Annotated in this window: 13 protein-coding genes; 8 read left to right on the top strand and 5 right to left on the bottom strand. The window is 72.6% G+C overall.

Annotated elements, in window-relative coordinates; genetic code table 11:
- Positions 1–52: 52 nt before the first annotated feature.
- The 5 genes from IF02_RS0125195 to IF02_RS0125175 all read right to left on the bottom strand — a co-directional run bounded on the left by IF02_RS0125195 (position 53) and on the right by IF02_RS0125175 (position 5,800).
- Positions 53–1,075, bottom strand: coding sequence for a 3-oxoacyl-ACP synthase III family protein (locus tag IF02_RS0125195; protein ID WP_051696523.1), 1,023 nt, complete (start codon positions 1,073–1,075; stop codon positions 53–55).
- Positions 1,076–1,207: 132 nt separating this feature from the next.
- Positions 1,208–3,130 carry an anthranilate synthase family protein gene (locus IF02_RS0125190; protein WP_030160670.1) on the bottom strand — a complete coding sequence of 641 codons (1,923 nt, stop codon included), beginning with the start codon at positions 3,128–3,130 and terminating at the stop codon, positions 1,208–1,210.
- Positions 3,127–3,750 carry an isochorismatase family protein gene (locus IF02_RS0125185; protein WP_030160668.1) on the bottom strand — a complete coding sequence of 208 codons (624 nt, stop codon included), beginning with the start codon at positions 3,748–3,750 and terminating at the stop codon, positions 3,127–3,129. Before IF02_RS0125185 ends, IF02_RS0125190 begins: the two co-directional genes overlap by 4 nt.
- Positions 3,751–3,837: 87 nt before the next feature.
- Positions 3,838–4,608 carry a 2,3-dihydro-2,3-dihydroxybenzoate dehydrogenase gene (locus IF02_RS0125180; RefSeq protein ID WP_030160666.1) on the bottom strand — a complete coding sequence of 257 codons (771 nt, stop codon included), beginning with the start codon at positions 4,606–4,608 and terminating at the stop codon, positions 3,838–3,840.
- A gap of 19 nt (positions 4,609–4,627) precedes the next feature.
- Entirely contained in the window at positions 4,628–5,800 is a 1,173-nt protein-coding gene (locus tag IF02_RS0125175; RefSeq protein WP_030160663.1) for a 3-deoxy-7-phosphoheptulonate synthase, read from the bottom strand.
- A 225-nt stretch (positions 5,801–6,025) separates the two neighbouring features.
- On the opposite strand from IF02_RS0125175, the gene IF02_RS0125170 reads away from it, so the two are divergent.
- From IF02_RS0125170 to IF02_RS0125135, 8 genes are all read left to right on the top strand, one after another.
- A complete protein-coding gene (locus IF02_RS0125170; protein WP_030160662.1) occupies positions 6,026–7,006 on the top strand; it encodes an NADPH:quinone reductase in 981 nt (326 codons plus the stop codon).
- 189 nt (positions 7,007–7,195) lie between these two features.
- Positions 7,196–7,738, top strand: coding sequence for an SRPBCC family protein (locus IF02_RS0125165; protein ID WP_030160660.1), 543 nt, complete (start codon positions 7,196–7,198; stop codon positions 7,736–7,738).
- 97 nt (positions 7,739–7,835) lie between these two features.
- Positions 7,836–9,482 (top strand): AMP-binding protein, encoded by a 1,647-nt coding sequence (locus IF02_RS0125160; RefSeq protein WP_078622315.1) that lies wholly within the window; start codon positions 7,836–7,838, stop codon positions 9,480–9,482.
- Positions 9,483–9,576: 94 nt separating this feature from the next.
- Positions 9,577–11,565 carry an FAD/NAD(P)-binding protein gene (locus IF02_RS0125155; RefSeq protein WP_030160655.1) on the top strand — a complete coding sequence of 663 codons (1,989 nt, stop codon included), beginning with the start codon at positions 9,577–9,579 and terminating at the stop codon, positions 11,563–11,565.
- Positions 11,562–13,064 carry a lyase family protein gene (locus tag IF02_RS0125150; RefSeq protein WP_078622314.1) on the top strand — a complete coding sequence of 501 codons (1,503 nt, stop codon included), beginning with the start codon at positions 11,562–11,564 and terminating at the stop codon, positions 13,062–13,064. Before IF02_RS0125155 ends, IF02_RS0125150 begins: the two co-directional genes overlap by 4 nt.
- Before the next feature lie 22 nt (positions 13,065–13,086).
- Positions 13,087–14,508 carry an MFS transporter gene (locus tag IF02_RS0125145; protein ID WP_030160651.1) on the top strand — a complete coding sequence of 474 codons (1,422 nt, stop codon included), beginning with the start codon at positions 13,087–13,089 and terminating at the stop codon, positions 14,506–14,508.
- Positions 14,501–16,804: a molybdopterin oxidoreductase family protein gene (locus tag IF02_RS0125140; RefSeq protein WP_078622313.1), complete on the top strand. Its 2,304-nt coding sequence runs from the start codon at positions 14,501–14,503 to the stop codon at positions 16,802–16,804. The genes IF02_RS0125145 and IF02_RS0125140 overlap by 8 nt, the downstream gene beginning before the upstream one ends.
- Entirely contained in the window at positions 16,801–18,249 is a 1,449-nt protein-coding gene (locus IF02_RS0125135) for an FAD-dependent oxidoreductase (protein WP_030160646.1), read from the top strand. The genes IF02_RS0125140 and IF02_RS0125135 overlap by 4 nt, the downstream gene beginning before the upstream one ends.
- The last annotated feature ends 26 nt before the right edge of the window (positions 18,250–18,275 follow it).

Raw genomic sequence — 18,275 nt, 5'->3', positions numbered from 1 at the left:
CGCCCCCCGGGGGAGCGGGGGAGGGCAGGGAGGGAGGGGTCCGCGGGAGGGGTTACCAGCGGACGAGCGACAGACCCAGGGCCATGCCGCCGCCGAAGCCCGCGAGCAGGACCAGGTCGCCGTCGGCCAGCCGGCCGGAGCGGGCCGCGCGGTCGAGGGTGATCGGGACTGAGGCGGCGCCGGTGTTGCCGTACCTCTCGTACGTCGTCCAGGTGCGTTCGGTGCCCACTCCGATTTCCTCGGAGAGGTTTTCCAGCATGTGTCCGTTGGCCTGGTGCGGAACGAAATGCGCGATGTCCGCGGTGGTGAGGCCGCGTTCAGAAAGGAATGCGTGGATGGCGGGCGGGACATTCGCGGCGACGAAATCGCGGACACCCCGGCCGTTCATGGTGAAGTACTGAAGTCCCTCGGCGAGGGTTTCGGCGGTGGTCGGAATGCGGCTGCCCCCGCCGGGGACCTCGATCAGATGGCGGTCGGCCGCGAAACTGGCCAGCCGGTTCGCGAGGATGCCGCGTCCTTCCCCGGCCGCCGGGCCGAGGACGACGGCGCCGGCGCCGTCACCGAACAGGATCGTGGTGCGCCGGTCCTCGCGGTTGAGGATCCGGGAGTACACGTCGGCGCCGATGACCAGGGCGTAGCCCTCGCCGGTGGCGGCCGCGAGCATGCCTTGTGCCGTGGTCAGGGCGAACAGGAAGCCCGTGCAGACGCCGTTGACGTCGAAGGCGGCGGTGCCCTGGTCCGCGCCGAGCTCGGCGGCGACCACGGCCGCCGTCGGCGGCTGGGGCTGGTCGGGGGTGGAGGTCGCCACCACGATGAACGACAGCTGCCGGGCGCGGATCCCGGCGCTTTCCAGTGCCGCCCGCCCCGCGATCACCGCGAGATCGGATGTTGCTTCATCGGGCTTCGCCCAGCGCCGCTCGCGTATTCCCGTCTTGCCGAGTATCCATTCGTGATCGACTCCGGCCGGCGCTCCGACTTCTTCGTTGGAAACGACATGAGCCGGTACGTACGACCCCGTACCGAGCACGCCCACCGAAAAAGCATTGCGCGCACCGTGATTTCCCGTCGTGATCATTTCTACGACTCCTCAACACTGCGTGAAACTCATGGTTCCGTCCCGGGGAAATGCCGACAACGGCGTCCGTGGGACCTTGTCAGGTACGGGGTCGCGGGGCGGTCCGGGCGGGCCGGACCGCCCCGCGCCGCGTCAGGCGGCGAGCACCCGCGCGGTCAGCGAGGACAGCAGGTCCCCGGTGATGCGCGGTCCGTTCTGCGTCAGCACCGACTCGGCGTGGAACTGCATCGACGCGAAGTGCGGGCCGCGCAGCGCGTGCACCTCCCCGGTCTGCGGATCGCGGCTGATGTCCACGAGCCCGACACCGGGGACGACGGCCGAGTCGACCAGGGAGCGGGCGGCGAAGGTGTTGTAGAAACCGACCCGTTCCGGTCTGCCGAAGAAGTCGATCTCCTTCTGCACGCCCTGGTTGGGCTCGCTGCGGCGGACCAGATCGAAGCCGAGCGCGGTGGACAGCACCTGGTGGCTGAGGCAGACGGCCAGGAAGGGCCGCCGCTCGTCCAGCAGGTTCCGTATCGCCGCGCGCAGGTGGTCGATCTTGGGATGGGAGCCGTCCCTGGGGTCGCCCGGGCCGGGGCCCATCACCACCAGGTCGTGCCCGTCGAAGGAGTACGACTCGTCGTAGCGGCGGATCGTCACGTCCAGGCCGATGGAGTCCAGTTGGCGGGCGATCATCGCCGTGAACGTGTCCTCGGCGTCCACCACCAGCACCGTTCGGCCGGCCAGCTCCGGATCCACGGCCGCCCGGTCCTGGTCCTCCTTGAGCCAGTAGCCGGCGATCGTGCGGTTGCGGTCCTCCAGTGCCGCGCGGACGGTGGGATGGGTGGCGAACCGGGTCGGGCCGCCCCCCGATTCGAGGGCCGCGAGCAGTCCGGCGGCCTTGGCCGCGGTCTCGGCCACCTCCGACCACGGGTCGGAGTGGCGCACCAGGGTGGCGCCGACCCCGATGCGGACCTCGCCGCCGGCGCCGATGTCGGCCGTGCGGATCAGGATGGACGAGTCCAGCGCGTCCCCGCCCTGCTCGTCGTGGCCGATCAGCGCCAGCACGCCGCTGTAGTAACCGCGGCCCTGGGGCTCGTACTTGGCGATCACCTGGGCCGCGCTCTCCAGCGGGCTGCCGGTGACGGTCGGGGCGAACAGGGTCTCGCGCAGGATCTCCTCCGGGGGCCGCGTACTGCGGCCCTCGATGAAGTACTCGGTGTGGGCGAGGCGGGCCATCTCCTTGAGGTACGGCCCGTCGACGCGGGCACCGCCCTCGCAGATCCGGGCCATCATCTTCAGTTCCTCGTCCACCACCATGTAGAGCTCGTCGACCTCCTTGGTGTCGGCGAGGAAGTCCATGACCTCCGGCAGCGAGGGCCCGGCCGCCGGATAGCGGTAGGTGCCGCTGATCGGGTTCATGACGGCGGTGCCCCCGCGCAGGCTGACGTGCCGCTCGGGACTGGCGCCGACGAGCGTGCGCTCGCCGGTGTGCACGACGAAGGTCCAGTACGCGCCCGACTCCCGCTCCAGCAGCCGCCGGAAGAGGGTCAGCGCGTGGCCGGTGGAGTACGCGCGGATGCCCGTGGTCCAGGACCGTTTGAGAACGAAGTTGGCGCCCGCGCCCTCGCCGATCTCGTCCGAGATCACCCGGCGCACGGTGTCCGCGTACTCCTCGTCGGAGACGTCGAACGTGCCTCCTTCGAGCTCGATCGGCAGGTCGGGGATCCGGGAGAGCGCCTCGACGAGCGAGATCTGCTCCTGCCCGGTGACGGTCATCGCGACCAGCGGGGTGTCCTCCCGGGGCGCGGCGAAGCCCCGCTCGGAGATCTGCCGGTACGGGATCAGCGCGAGCACCTCGTGCCGGGAGCCGCTCGCGGCCTGCGCGGCCTGCGCGGCCGCGGCGTCCGGCTCACCGGGGGCGCCCGGTGCGCGCAGCTGCGCCAGCGAGTCCACGGTGGCGCTCTCGCCGACGATGACGTCGAGGATCCCGGGGCCGGTGGCCTCCGGGCGGTAGAGAAGGGCGAAGGGGGGCGGATTGGGGCCCAGGATGCGGGCCAGCAGGGGTGAGGTCATCCCGCGATCTCCTTGGCGGTGGTGACGACCGCGCACCGCTTGGACGCGTAGTCGATGGCCAGCCGGTGCTCCAGCTCGCTGAAGTCGCCGATGGCGTCCGCGACCAGGAAGGTCTGGATGTCGTGGCTGAAGGACTCGATGGCCGTGGTCAGCACGCCGACGTGCGCGTAGACACCGCAGATGACGAGCTGGTCCCGGCCGGCGGCGCGCATGCGCTCCAGCAGGTCGGTGTTGAAGAAGGCGCTGTAGCGCCACTTGGTGCAGACCCAGTCCTCGGGGGCCGGGGCGAGCGCGGGGACGACCTCCCGGTCCTCGGGCGTCGTACGCATCCCGGGACCCCAGATGTCCGCGAGCAGCCCGCGCTGTTCGGGGGTCATGCCGCCGGGCTGGGCGGTGTAGGCGACGGGCGCGCCGTGGGCCTTGAAGTGTTCACGCAGCAGTACGGCGTTGTCGGTCAGCTCGGCGCGCAGCCCTTCGGGGAAGGGTGCGAGGAAGTAGCGCTGCATGTCGTGGACGAGCAGCACGGCTCGTTCCGGGTCGAACGACCACTGCGGTACGGACGGGGGGATGTCTCCCGCGGTCGGGAGGGGATAGGGCTCGATGGTCGGTATGCCGGCCATGAATGTCCTCTCGGATGTCTGTTCCTCAAAGGGGCTGCGCGGGGGTGGGCGGGGTGGACGGGGCGGGCGGTCCGGGTGGGGGCGGGCTCACGCTCCGAGCGTGGCTCCGCCGTCCACGGTGAGGACGTGCAGGGTGATGTGTGCCGCGCGGTCGGAGAGCAGGAAGAGCACGGATTCGGCGATGTCGTTGGTCCGGGCGAGCTTGCCCAGCGGGATGCCGACCTTGTAGGACTCGGGGCTGCCCGCGATGGTCCTCGCGGGGCCCTGCTCGTCCTCCCACATGGAGGCGAGCATCGCCGTGTCGGTGGACCCGGGGGCGACGACGTTGCAGCGGATGTTGTGCTTGGCCACTTCCAGGCCGAGCGTCTTGGTGAGCATGGTCGCGGCGGCCTTGGACGCTCCGTAGGCGCCCATGGCGGTACGCGGGGTGCCGGACGCGTTCGAGGCGACGGTGACGATGGCCCCGCGGTTGCGGGGGATCATCCGGTTGACGACGGCGCGGGACAGCCGGAAGACGCCGCTGACGTTGACCTCGAAGGTCTGCAGCCAGTCCTCGTCGCTGAAGTCCCGTACCTCGCCCAGGCGCAGGATCCCCGCGGTGTTGACGAGGAAGTCCAGCGGGCCGAGTTCGGACTCGACCGCGTCCACGGCGGCCTCGACCTGCGCGGTGACGGTGACGTCGGCCGGGTGGGCGTGGACGTCCAGTCCGTCGGCGACCAGCTTCTCCACCGAGTCCCGCAGCCTCTCGGCGTCCCGGTCCACGGCGGCCACCGTCGCGCCCTCCTCGGCGAGCAGGCGGGCTACGGCAAAGCCGATACCTCCCGCGGCTCCTGTGACGAGGGCGACCTTGTTCTCCATGTCCAATCTCCCTGCTGGTTCAGGCCCGCCATTGCGTCACCACGGCGTAGGCCTGGTTCGGGTTGAGTCGGGGGTCGCACAGGCTCGTGTACTTCTCTCCGACCGTGTCCAGCTGGTCCTCACCGGTCGCGCACTCGGTGACGTCGTCCGGGGTGGTCTCCAGGTGCAGCCCGCCCGCGATCCCGCCGCCCTGGGCCACGGCCGCCTGGAAGCCCTGGATCTCCTTGACGACGGTGGCGACGAGGCGGGTCTTGTGACCGCCGGGGGCGGAGAAGGTGTTGCCGTGCATGGGGTCGGTCAGCCAGATCACCGGGTGTCCGGCCTGCCGGACCGCGTCCACGAGCGCGGGCAGGCGCTCGGCGACCAGGTCGGCGCCCATGCGGGCGATCAGGGTGAGGCGGCCGGGCTCGCGCCAGGGGTCGAGGCGCCGGCACAGCTCGATGAGCTCCTCCGGCTCCATCGACGGGCCCACCTTGCAGGCGACCGGGTTGACGACCCCGGCCAGCATGTCCACGTGGGGGCCGTCGATCTGGCGGGTGCGCTCGCCGATCCACGGGAAGTGGGTCGAGGTCAGCAGCGGGCTGCCCTCCTCGTCCCAGCGCATCATGGGCAGTTCGTAGTCGAGGAGCAGCGCCTCGTGGCTGGTCCACACCGGCGGGCAGATGCCGGAGCGGCGGGCCGGGTCGGTCCAGCCGAGGTGGGCCATGGCCTGCGCCGCGGCCCGGTAGCCGGAGAGCAGGCGGAACGGGTCGGGGAGGCGGTCGGCCAGGCCGGCGTCGGGGCCGTTGACCATGTGCCCGCGGTAGACGGGCAGTTCGACCCCGTCCACGACCTCGGTCGGGCGCGAGCGCGGCTTGGCGAACTGGCCGGCGAGCCGCCCGATCCGGACCACCGGCTTGTGCGTGATCATCTTCAGGGTGCCGGCGAGCATGTCGAGGAGGGCGGACTTGCGCGCGATGTAGCCCGCGTCGCACTCCGACGGGTCCTCGGCGCAGTCGCCCGCCTGGACCACGAAGGCCTCGCCCGCGGCCACCCGAGCGAGGTGGGAGCGCAGGCGGCGGACGTCTCCGGCATTGACCAAAGCGGGACGCTGGGAAAGATCGTCCTTTACTTTGGTCAGTTCGGGGAAATCGGCCCAGTCGGGCTGTTGGAGGGCCGACGCTTTTCTGACGGTGAGTGAAGCTGTAACCACAGGAAACTCCCAGGAAATGGGCCCAAGTCTGGCGTATGGGCAGAACTGAGGGGTGGCGGATTATCGATGCTGCTGGGTAATTGGGGTGGCACCCACCGGGCGATGGTCACTCCGTCAGGTGGGGCGGCCGCACCTGACAAAGCCGCCGGTGATCGGTTAACTCACACCTGACTGAAAAGCGGCACGGGGTTTCCCGCGGCGGCCGCTGCGAACAGAATCCGAACCATGCATGCCGCCTATATCGAACAGTTGGGTCCCGCGGAGCTCATCCGCTTCGGTGAGCTGCCCGCTCCACAGCCGGGGCCGTCCGACGTGCTCGTCGAGGTCGACGTCGTGTCCGTCAACCACGTCGACACCTTCGTCCGCTCGGGTGCCTGGCGCACCCCGCTCGCCTTCCCCTTCGTGATCGGCAGGGACCTGGTCGGTACGGTGCTGGCCGCCGGCCCCGAGGTCGCCCACCGCTTCGCGCCGGGGGACCGGGTCTGGTGCAACAGCCTCGGACACGACGGCCGCCAGGGCGCCGCCGCCGAGCAGGCCGTCGTCCCGGCCGACCGGCTCTACCCGCTGCCCGAGGGGGTGGACCCGGTCGACGCGGTCGCCCTCGCGCACCCCGCCGTCACGGCCTACCTCGCCCTCTTCGACCAGGGCCAGGTCACCGCCGGCGACACCGTGCTGGTGGCGGGGGCCGCGGGCAACGTGGGCAGTGCGCTGGTCACGATGGCCGCGCAGGCCGGAGCCCGGGTCATCGCCACGTCCTCGCCGCGCGACTTCGACTACGTACGGGGACTCGGCGCGGCCGAGGTCATCGACTACAAGGACCCCGACGTGGCCGGCCGGATCCGGGAGCTCAGCCCGGACGGGGTGGACATCCACGTCGACACCTCGGGCCGCAACGACCTCGACACCGCGGTGGACCTGCTCGCGAGCCGCGGCCGGATCGTGCTGCTCGCGGGGCTGCGCACCCGTCCCGTGCTGCCGGTGGGGCCGCTCTACCTCAAGGACTGTTCGGTCCGCGGTTTCGCCATCTCGCACGCCACCGCGGGCCGGCTGGCCGCCGCCGCGGCCCACGTCAACAAGCTGACGGCGGCCGGGCTGCTGCGGCCGCGCGGCACCGAGGTGCTGCCGCTGTCGGCGGCGGCCGAGGCGCACCGCCTGCTGGACGAGGGCAAGGTGACGGGAAAGCTGGTGCTGCGCGCCCGTTCCTGACGGATAAAGCTGACGGATAAAGCTGACGGAAAAAGCTGCGGAAAAAGCCGCCGACGGCGCCGTGGAAACATTATCGCGGCGCCGCTCCCGCATGTCTTGAATTTCATTGTGCAATACACGGGTAAAAGACCTGATGGACCTGCGGTAAGAGTGTTGAGTGGCGAATGGTCGAGCAGCAGTATTTCGGCCATGACGAACTCCATCATCGACTCGACCCCGCTTTTCGAGGTCCGCGCGGATATTCCCGTCGCGGCCACTGCGCAGGAGATCTACGACGTCGTCAGCGACCTGACCCGGAGCGCCGAGTGGAGCCCGGAATGCCAGGGCGGCGAGTGGATTTCCGGTGAACCCTCCAGCGTCGGCGCGATTTTCCGCGGCGAGAACCTGCGCGCCGAGGACGTCGTCGGCTGGGCCCCGCTGGTCCGCGGCACCTGGTACACCGAGGCCCGCGTCACGGCGGCCGAGCCCGGCCGCACCTTCCGCTGGATGATGCTGACCCACGCCCAGGAGGACCAGGAGTCCGTCTGGGGCTTCGACATCGAGCCGGCGCAGCAGGGCTCGGTCCTGGTGCACCACTTCCGGATGGGCAAGGCGACGGCCGGCATCCACAAGATCGTCGCCGACCTGGACGAGGTCCAGCGCAAGCAGTTCATCACCGACTGGACCGAGAAGCTCGAACAGGACCTCGACGCCACCCTCGCCCGCATCCGCGACGTCGTCGAAGGCCGCTGAGCCTGCGTTGTCGCACCCGGACGCCGGCACCGGCCTCCCACCCGGTGCCGGCCCAATCCCCGTACGCCATCGAAGACACTCTTGAGAGAACGAGGCCATGCTTCTCCAGCGCATAGGAAACAAGGGCATCCGGCTGGGTACGCTCTTCGACCGAGCGGCCGCCCGCACCCCTGCGGGCCTCGTGGTCATGGACCACGACCTGGACATCGCCCCGCAGCTCGGGCGCCGCCCCACCTTCACCGAACTCGCGGACCTGATCGACGACTTCGCCTCCCGTCTGTGGTCGGTCGGCGTACGGCCCAACCACCACGTCGTCGTGCACAAGTCCGACGGCTTCGACATCTCCCTGCTGGCCTGCGCGATCGCCCGCATCGGCGCGATCCCGGCCCTGCTGTCCCCGAAGCTGGACGGCGAGACGGTCGCGACGCTGGTCCGCCGCATCGACCGGCCCTTCCTGATCACCGACCAGGAAAAGCTCGACCACAACCTGCCGGCCGAGATCTTCGACATCACGGCCGAGGTGCTGCTGACCACGGGTTCCTTCGGCAAGGCCATCGAACTGGCCTCGCTCGCGGGTGCCACCCGCGTCCCGGCCATCCCGATGCCGCCGGACCACCCCACCCTGATCACGCACACCTCGGGAACCACCGGAACCCCGAAGCTCGCCGTCCACACCGGCCACACCTTCGAGGCCCGCTACCGCCCGCAGGCCACCGTCTTCTCGGCCGTCGCCAAGCGCGAACCCGTCGCCGTGCACGTCTCGTTCGTCCACTCGCGGATGTTCACGGCGATGCCGATCTCGATCCTCCAGGGCCACACCCTGATCGTCCTCAAGGAGGACGACCCGGAGACCGTCGGCGACATCTTCTCCCAGGTCCCGCCCGGGTTCATCGAGGCCCACCCCAACACCTTCCTGCGCTGGGAGGCACTGGCCGACGACCCGCGCGGCCCGCTCTCGAACGTCAAGTACTACAGCTCGACGTTCGACGCGATCCACCCGCGCACCGTCAGCATCCTGCTGAACGCCACCAAGCGCCGCAACCCGCTCTTCGCCCAGGCCTACGGCCAGAGCGAGGTCGGCCCCATCGCGGCCCGCACCTACACCCGCAAGGGCGGCGCGGACTTCGACGGCCGCTGCGTGGGATCACCGTTCCCCGGCATGACCGGCGTCCGCGTCGTCAGCCGCGACGGCAACCCCGTCACCAAGACGAACCCCGGCTTCATCGAGATCAAGTCCGACGGCCGCATCATCACCTACCTCTCCGAGCACGAGCGCTGGGAGAAGCAGGTCAACGACGGCTGGTGGCGCATGGGCGACCTCGGCTACCGCACCAAGTGGGGCTGCCTGCACCTGCTCGACCGCGAGGTCGACGAGATCCCGGGCATCGGATCGACCCTGGAGATCGAGGACAAGCTCTTCACCCGGCTGCACGAGCTCATCGAGGTCATCATCATCCCCGGCGCCGACGGCGTCCCGGTCCCCGTGGTGTGCACGCGCGACGACAAGCCACTCGACCTGATCGCGTGGAAGTCCGCGGTCATCGGCCTGCCGAAGCTCGCCGCCCCGGTCCAGTGGCGCCTCGAGGACGTCCCGCAGACGGCCACCACCAAGATCAAGCGCCTCGAACTCGCCCGACTGGTCGCGGGCGGTGCGGACGGCGCGGACGGCGCGGACAGCGCGACCGGAGCCGAGGCCGGAGCCGAAACCGAAACCGGAACCGAGGTCAAAGCCGACGCCGCATGAGCGCCCCGGTGAACTCCGCCGCGCCACCGCGCCCGGCCCACCACCGCGCAGACCCGGCTCCCACCCCGCATCCCCACAGCATCGGAGAAAACGCATGAGCAGCTCGTCCGTAGAGATAGCCGTCGTCGGCGCCGGCCCCCGCGGCCTGTCCGTCGTCGAGCGCCTGGTCGCCAACGAGCGGGAGAACCCCGTCCACGACTCGGTCGCCATCCACGTCGTGGACCCGGCCGCGCCCGGCGCCGGCCAGGTCTGGCGCTCCGGCCAGTCCCGCCACCTGCTGATGAACACCGTCGCCTGCCAGATCACCGTCTACACCGACGAGAGCTGCAAGATCGACGGCCCGATCGAGCCCGGCCCCAGCCTGTACGAGTGGGCCAAGTCCCTCTCGGTGCTGGGCCAGTTCGGGGACTACGACGAGGGCACCCTCGCCGAGGCCGCGGCCATGGGCCCGGACACGTACCCCACCCGCGCCTTCTACGGCAACTACCTCAGCGAGTGCTTCCAGCGCGTCATCGTCGGTGCCCCCAAGCACGTCACCGTCCACGTCCACCGCTCCCGCGCCGTGGCCGTCGCCGACACCCTGGGCATCCCCGGCGGCCCGCAGGGCGTCCGGCTGCAGGACGGCACCCGCCTGAACGACCTCGACGCCATCATCCTGGCGCAGGGCCACGTCCCGGCCCGCCTGACCCCGCGCGAGGCGCGCACCGCCTCCCTGGCGCGCATCCACTACCTGACCTACCTGACGCCGGGCAACCCCGCCGACAAGGACCTCGCGCAGATCAAGCCCGGCCAGACCGTGCTCATCCGCGGCCTGGGCCTGAACTTCTTCGACTACATGGCGCTGTTCAGCCACGGCCGCGGCGGCGCCTTCGTCCGCGACGAGGACGGCAAGCTCGGCTACCAGCCGTCCGGGCAGGAGCCCCGGCTGTACGCCTTCTCCCGGCGAGGCATCCCGTACCACGCCCGCGGCGACAACGAGAAGGGCGCGTACGGCCGTTACTACCCCAAGCTGCTGACCCCGGACTACGTGCGCGCCCTGCGCGAGCGCGCCGCCGCCGGGGGCAGGGTCACCTTCAAGGAAGACCTGTGGCCCTTCATCTCCCTCGAGGTCGAGAGCGTCTACTACGGTGCCCTGCTCGCCGCCAACGGCCAGCCGGAGGAGCGCGAGGCGTTCACCGAGCGCTACCTGGAGACCGAGGACGCCGAGTCCCGCGGCTGGCTGCTCGCCGAGTACGGCATCCCCGAGGAGCAGCACTGGAGCTGGGAGAAGCTCTCCGTCCCGTACGGCGACACGCAGTTCGCCGACCGCGACGCCTTCCAGAGCTGGCTGGTGGCGTACCTCGCGGCCGACGTCGCCGCCGCCCGCCAGGGCAACCTGAGCGGCCCGATCAAGTCGGCCCTGGACGTCCTGCGCGACCTGCGCAACGAGGTCCGGCTCGCCGTCGACCACGGCGGTCTCGACGGCGACTCGCACCGCGACGACCTGGAGGGCTGGTACACCCCGCTCAACGGCTTCCTCTCCATCGGCCCGCCGGCCTCCCGCATCGAGGAGATGATCGCCCTCATCGAGGCCGGCGTCCTCACGATCACCGGCCCCGGCACCCAGGTCCGCATCGACACCGACACGCAGACGTACGTGGCCGCGTCCACGTCCGTGCCCGGCCCGCAGATCAAGGCGCAGGTGCTCATCGAGTCCCGGCTGCCCGAGCCCGACCTGCGGCGCACCTCCGACCCGCTGCTCCAGCACCTGCTGGACACCGACCAGGCCAAGCCGTACGTCATCTCGGGCGAGCAGGGCGGCTACCAGACCGGCGGCCTCGCGGTCACCGAGCGCCCGTACCGGCTCATCGACGCCCGCGGCACCGCCCACGCGCGCCGCTTCGCCTACGGGGTGCCGACCGAGTCCGTGCACTGGGTCACGGCGGCGGGCATCCGGCCCGGGGTGGACTCGGTGACGCTCGGCGACTCCGACGCCATCGCCCGCGCCGTCCTGGCCCTGCCGCCGCTCGCGAGCCTCCCGGCCGGGATCCGCGCGGTGGCCGACGATTCGGCCGAGGACACCCTGCCCGGCGTGATCGTATGACCGGCGAGGGCCTTCTCGTGGACGCCGGCCTGCTCTCTCCGGTGCGGGCCGGCACCCCGGTCGAGGCGGCCGTCGGCGACCGGGCATGGCTCCAGGCCATGCTCGACGCCGAGGCCGCCCTGGCCCGGGCCCAGGCGAGCCTCGGCACCCTTCCGGGGGCCGCCGCGGCCACCATCACCGAGGCCGCCCGGGCCGAGCGGTTCGACGTGAGGGCCCTCGCGCTCGCCTCGCGGGAGACCGCGAACCCGGTGGTGGGCCTGGTCCAGGCCCTCACCGCGGTGGTCCGCGGCATCGACCCGCAAGCCGCGGACTTCGTCCACCGGGGCTCCACAAGCCAGGACATCTTCGACACCGGCGCCATGCTGGTGGCCGCCAGGGCCCTGCGCCTGATCCGGGCGGACCTCGCCCGGACCGCGCAGGCCCTGGCGGGCCTCGCGCACACCCACCGCGACACCCTCATGGCGGGCCGCACCCTGGCCCTGCACGCCGTCCCCACCACCTTCGGACTCAAGGCCGCGGGCTGGCGCGCCCTCGTCCTCGACGCCGACGCCCGCCTCGCCCGCGTCCTGGACGAGGGCCTGCCGGTCTCGCTCGGCGGGGCCGCCGGCACCCTCGCCGGCTACCTCGAATACGCCGACATCGACCGCCCCGACGTGGCCGCCGACACCGCCCACCCCTACCTCGACCGGCTCGTCGACGCCTTCGCCGCCGAGACCGGACTCGCCCGCCCGGTGCTGCCCTGGCACGCGCTGCGCACCCCGCTCGCCGATCTCGCCGCCGCGCTCGCCTTCACCGCCGGCGCCCTCGGCAAGATCGCGGTCGACGTGCAGGCGCTGACCCGGACCGAGGTGGGCGAGGTCGCCGAACCCACCGCAGCCGGCCGCGGCAGCTCCTCCGCCATGCCGCACAAGCGCAACCCGGTGCTCGCCACGCTGATCCGCGCGGCGGCCCTCCAGGTCCCGGTGATCGCCGCCGGACTGACCCAGTGCCTGGTCACCGAGGACGAGCGCGCCGCCGGCGTCTGGCACGCCGAGTGGCAACTGCTGCGCGAGTGCCTGCGGCTGGCCGGCGGCGCCGCCCACACCGCGGTGGAACTCGCCGAGGGGCTGGAGGTCCGGCCCGGCCGGATGCGCGAGAACCTCGACCTCACCGGCGGCCAGGTGGTCTCCGAGCGCATCGCGGCCCGCCTCGCCCCGCGCCTGGGCAAGGCCGCCGCGAAGCAGCTGCTGACCGAGGCCTCGGCCGCCGCCGCCGGGAGCGGGCAGCCCCTGGGCGCCGTGCTCACCGGGATGTCCGGGGCCGGGCACGGACTCGACGCGCAGTACATCGCGCAGCTGTGCGACCCGGCCGGGTACAGCGGCGCCGCCGGCGCCCTCGTCGACCGCGCCCTCGTCGACCGCGCCCTCGTCGACCGCGCGCTGGCCGACGTACCGGCCGAGCCGCGGCAGACCCCGCAGCAGACCCCGTCGCATTCCCCACCCCCCGGACCAACCCTCTGACAGACAAGGGAGAAACCAGGTCATGAGTGCCGCGAGAGCAGCCACGCGATCAGCCAAGGGGCGCTGGATCGAGGACTGGGACGCCGAGGACGAGCAGTACTGGGAGCGGGGCGGCAAGCGCATCGCCCGGCGCAACCTCTACCTGTCCGTCGTCTCCGAGCACATCGGCTTCTCCATCTGGAGCATGTGGTCGGTCCTGGTGCTGTTCATGACGCCCCGGATCGGCCTCGGCTTCGCGCCCGACGAGAAGTTCCTCCTCGTCGTCACCCCCACGCTCGTCGGCGCCCTCCTGCGCCCCTCGTACAGCTACGCCGTCACCCGGTTCGGCGGCCGCAACTGGACCGTCTTCGCCTCCGCGATCCTGCTGGTGCCCGCCACGCTCACCGTGTACTTCATCCAGCGCCCCGGCACCCCGCTGTGGGTGTTCCTGCTGATCAGCGCCCTCGGCGGGGTCGGCGGCGGCAACTTCGCCTCCTCCATGACCAACATCACCGGCTTCTTCCCGCGCCGCCACCAGGGCTGGGCCCTCGGCCTCAACGCGGGCGGCGGCAACCTCGGCGTCGCCGCCGTCCAGCTGCTGGGCCTGCTCGTCATCTCCACCGCGGGCGACACCCACCCGGCGTACATCGCCGCCTGCTACCTGCCGCTCATCGTGCTCGTCTCCCTCGTCTGCGCGCTGAAGATGGACAACATCGCGACCGTACGGACCGACCCGGGCGCCCAGCGCGAGGCCCTCGGCCAGCGCGACACCTGGCTCATCTCGCTCCTCTACATCGGCACCTTCGGCTCGTTCATCGGCTACGGCTTCGCCTTCGGCCTGGTCCTGCAGACCCAGTTCGGCTCCACCCCGCTCCAGGCGGCCTCGTACACCTTCCTCGGCCCGCTGCTCGGCTCCTTCTCCCGCCCCCTCGGCGGCTGGCTCGCCGACCGGTTCGGCGGCGCCCGCGTCACCCTCATCACCTTCGCCGGCATGGGCGCCGGCACCGGGGTGCTGCTCCTCGCCTCGGCACGCGACTCCCTGACGATCTTCATCGCCGGTTTCACCGCCCTGTTCGTCCTCAGCGGCATCGGCAACGGTTCCACCTACAAGCTGATCCCCGCGGTCTTCACCCGCCAGGCCGAGGCCCGCATCGTGGACGGCCAGGACGCCACCCGGGCCTTCGCCGTCGCCCGTCGCCTGTCGGGCGCCGCCATCGGCATCTCGGGCGCGATCGGCGCGCTCGGCGGAGTCGCCATCAACCTCGCCTTCCGCGGCGCCTACAGCGGCGGCGCGAGCAACGGCACCCCCGCCTTCCTGTCCTTCCTCGGCTACTACGCCCTCTGCGCCGCCGTCGTCTGGACGGTGTACGTACGCCGCGAGCGGGCCGGCGCCCCGGTCCCGGCCCCGCAGCACGAGCAGCGGACGGCCGCCGCCGCCACCCGCCCGGAGGACGTCCGTGTCTGACCGGCCCGGGCCCGCCGACGCCGACGAGTCCGGGACCGTACGGACCCACTGCCCGTACTGCGCCCTGCAATGCGGCACCCTGCTGAGCCGCGCCGACGCGGCGGGCGGAGCGGACGGGCCGGGCGGAGCCGACGTCCGGCCCGACCCGGAGTTCCCCGTCAACAGCGGGGGCCTGTGCCAGAAGGGCTGGACCGCCCCCGCCCTGCTCACCACCCCCGACCGGATCAAGACCCCCATGGTCCGGGACGCCGGCGGGACCCTGCGCCCCACCGACTGGGACACCGCACTCGACACGGTGGCCGCCGCCCTCACCCGGATCCGCGCCGAGCACGGCCCCGACGCCGTCGGCGTGTTCGGCGGCGGCGGACTCACCAACGAAAAGGCGTACCTCCTCGGCAAGTTCGCCCGCCTCGCCCTCGGCACCAGCCAGATCGACTACAACGGCCGCTTCTGCATGTCCTCGGCGGCCGCCGCCGGGAACGCCGCGTTCGGCCTGGACCGCGGACTGCCCTTCCCCGTCACCGACCTCGCGGCCGCCGACACGATCCTGCTCGCCGGGGCCAACCCGGCCGAGACGATGCCCCCGCTGATGCGCCACCTCAGCGCCGCCCGGCTGATCGTCATCGACCCCCGCCGCACCCCCACCGCCGCCCGCGCGGCCCTGCACCTCCAGCCGCGCCCCGGTACCGACCTGGCCCTCGCCCTCGGCCTGATGCACATCCTCGTCGTCGACGGCCACACCGACCGGGCCTACGTGGACCGCCGCACCACCGGCTTCGAAGCCGCGTGGAAGCGCGCCGCCTCCTGGTGGCCCGAACGCGTCGAGAAGGTCACCGGCGTACCCGTCAGCGACCAGCGCGAGGCCGTGCGGATGCTCGCCGCCGCCGACCGCGCGTACGTCCTCACCGGACGCGGCGCCGAACAGCACAGCAAGGGCACCGACACCGTCGCCGCCTTCATCAACATCGCGCTCGCCCTGGGCCTGCCCGGCCGCGAAGGCGGCGGATACGGCTGCCTCACCGGCCAGGGCAACGGCCAGGGCGGCCGCGAGCACGGCCAGAAGGCCGACCAGCTGCCCGGCTACCGGATGATCACCGACCCGGCGGCCCGCGCGCACGTGGCGCAGGTCTGGGGCGTCGACCCCGAGGTCCTCCCGGGGCCGGGCCGCAGCGCCTACGAACTCCTCAGCGCCCTCGGCACCGACACCGGCCCGCGCGCCCTGCTCGTCTTCGGCGCCAACCCGGTGGTCTCCGCCCCGCGCGCCGACCGCGTCGCCGAGCGCCTGGCCTCCCTGGACCTGCTCGTCGTCGCCGACTTCGTCCCCTCCGAGACCGCGCGCATGGCCGACGTGGTGCTGCCCGTCACCCAGTGGGCCGAGGAGGAAGGCACCCTGACCAACCTCGAAGGCCGCGTCCTGCGCCGGCGCCGGCTGCTGGACCCGCCGCCCGGGGCCCGCTCCGACCTCGCCGTACTGCGCGCCCTCGCCACCCGGCTGGGCGACCTCCCCGAGCGCTACCCGGCGGAACCCCGGTCCGTGTTCGAGGAGTTGGCCCGCGCCTCCCGGGGCGGGCCCGCCGACTACTCCGGGATCGGCTACGACCGCCTCGACGCGGGCGAGACCCTCCACTGGCCCTGCCCGCGCACCCCCGACGGCGAAGCCGCCCACCCCGGCACCCCGCGGCTCTTCCTCGACCGCTTCGCCCACCCCGACGGCCGGGCCCGCTTCGCCGAGGTGGAACACCGCCCGCCCGCCGAGGAAGCGCACGCCGAGCACCCGCTGTACGCCACCACGGGCCGGGTCCTGGCCCAGTACCAGTCCGGTGCGCAGACCCGACGGGTGCCGCAGCTGACCGCCGCCGCCCCCGAGGCGCACGTCGAGGTCCATCCGGACACGGCCGCCCGGGCCGGGCTGACCGAAGGCGGCCACGCCCGGGTCAGCTCCGCCCGCGGCACCACGCTCGCCCGGGTGCGCCTGGACCCCACCCTGCGCGCCGACACCGTCTTCCTGCCGTTCCACTTCCCGGGCGCCGGGCGGGCCAACCTGCTCACCAACGACGCCCTCGACCCGCGCAGCCGCATGCCCGAGTTCAAGGTGTGCGCGGTCCGGATCGAACCGGCGGAGCCCGAATTCCCCGAGACGGACGCAGAGAGGGGCTTCGAGGACGGCGGCGCGGAGCACGACGGCTTCGACGGCAACGGCAACGGCAACGGCAACGGCGACGGCATCGACACGGACATCGTGCTCGGCTCCGAGCCCGCCCCCGGCCCCGCACTCCTCCAGGACGCCCGCGCATGACCACGCACCCCACCGCGCCGATCCTCGTCATCGGCAACGGCCCGGCCGCCCACCAGATCCTCGACCGGCTGCGCCACTTCGGCTGCGAGGACCCCGTCACCGTCCTCGGCGCCGAGGACACCCCCGCCTACCACCGGGCCCTGCTCACCTCCGCCCTCGACGGCAGCCTGCCGGCCGAGGCGATGGAACTGCCCCCGCCGCCCGGCGACACCACGATCCGGACCGGCGTCTGCGCCGTCCGCATCGACCGGGTCCGGCGCCGCGTGCACACCGCGGACGGGGACGTCTTCCCGTACGCCCGGCTGATCCTGGCCACCGGCGCCACCCCGCTCCTCCCCGACCTGCCCGGTCTGCGCACCCCCGACGGGAGCCCGGCCGCCGGGGTCGCCGTGCTGCGCACCCTCGCCGACTGCGCCCGGCTCACCGCCCCGGCCGCGGTGGCCGCCCGGGCCCCCGTGACCATCCTGGGCGCCGGATCCCTGGGCGTCGAAGCCGCGTTCGCGCTGGCCCTCAAGAACCGTCCCGTCACCCTGGTCCACCCCGGCCCCTGGCCGATGGACCACCTCCTGGACGCGGCCGCGGGCGCCCTCGTACGCGACCGGCTCACCGCCGCCGGCGTCGAGCTCGTCGCGGGCAGCCCGGCCACCGCCTACACGCCCGCCACCGCCCACGCCCCCGCCGCCCTCACCCTCGCCGACGGCGCCGCCCTGCCCGCCGACACCCTGCTGCTGTGCACGGGCGTCCTGCCCGAGACCGGCCTGGCCCGCACCGCCGGTCTGGCCGTCCGCACCGGCATCCTCGTCGACGACCGCATGCGCACCGAAGACCCGTTGATCCACGCCCTCGGCGACTGCGCCGAACACCACGGCAGCCGCGGCGGATCCCTGGCCTCCGGCTGGGCCCAGGCAGAGGCCCTGGCCCGCCACCTCGCCTCCGGCGCGCGCGGCGTGGCCCCCGCCCGCCGCGTCCTGCGGCCCCGTATCGCAGGCCCCGGCCTCGTCGTCCTCGGCATCCCCGGCAGCGCCCCCTCCGAGGAGACGATCACCCTCAACGACCCGGCGAACGGCCGCTACGCGCGCCTGGAGCTGACCGGCGAACGCATCACCGCCGGGGTCCTCCTGGGCTTCGACCGGGCCATCGCCACCACGACCGAGCTGTACGTCCACGACGCGCCCGTCCCGCGCGACCGGCTCAGCCTGCTCCTTGGCCGCGCACCCCGCCGGGCCAAGGCCGGCTCCGCCGAGATCACGCCCGAAACCGTCGTCTGCCTGTGCAACAACGTCACCCGTCAGGACCTCACCCGGGCCTGGCACGCCGGAGCGCGCGAGCTCGCCGAGCTCGCGGACGCCACCCGCGCGACCACCGGCTGCGGTGGCTGCACCCGCCAGGTGGAGTCCCTCTGCGCCGCTCTGGCCTCCACCAGCGCTGCCGCGACCGGCAGTTGACCCGGCGCGGCGGCCCCCACCCCGCG

Source organism: Streptomyces sp. NRRL S-244, from assembly GCF_000717915.1.
Classification (GTDB): Bacteria; Actinomycetota; Actinomycetes; order Streptomycetales; family Streptomycetaceae; genus Streptomyces.
Note: the sequence above shows the minus strand (reverse complement) of the source record. Positions and strands in the feature narration are given on the sequence as shown.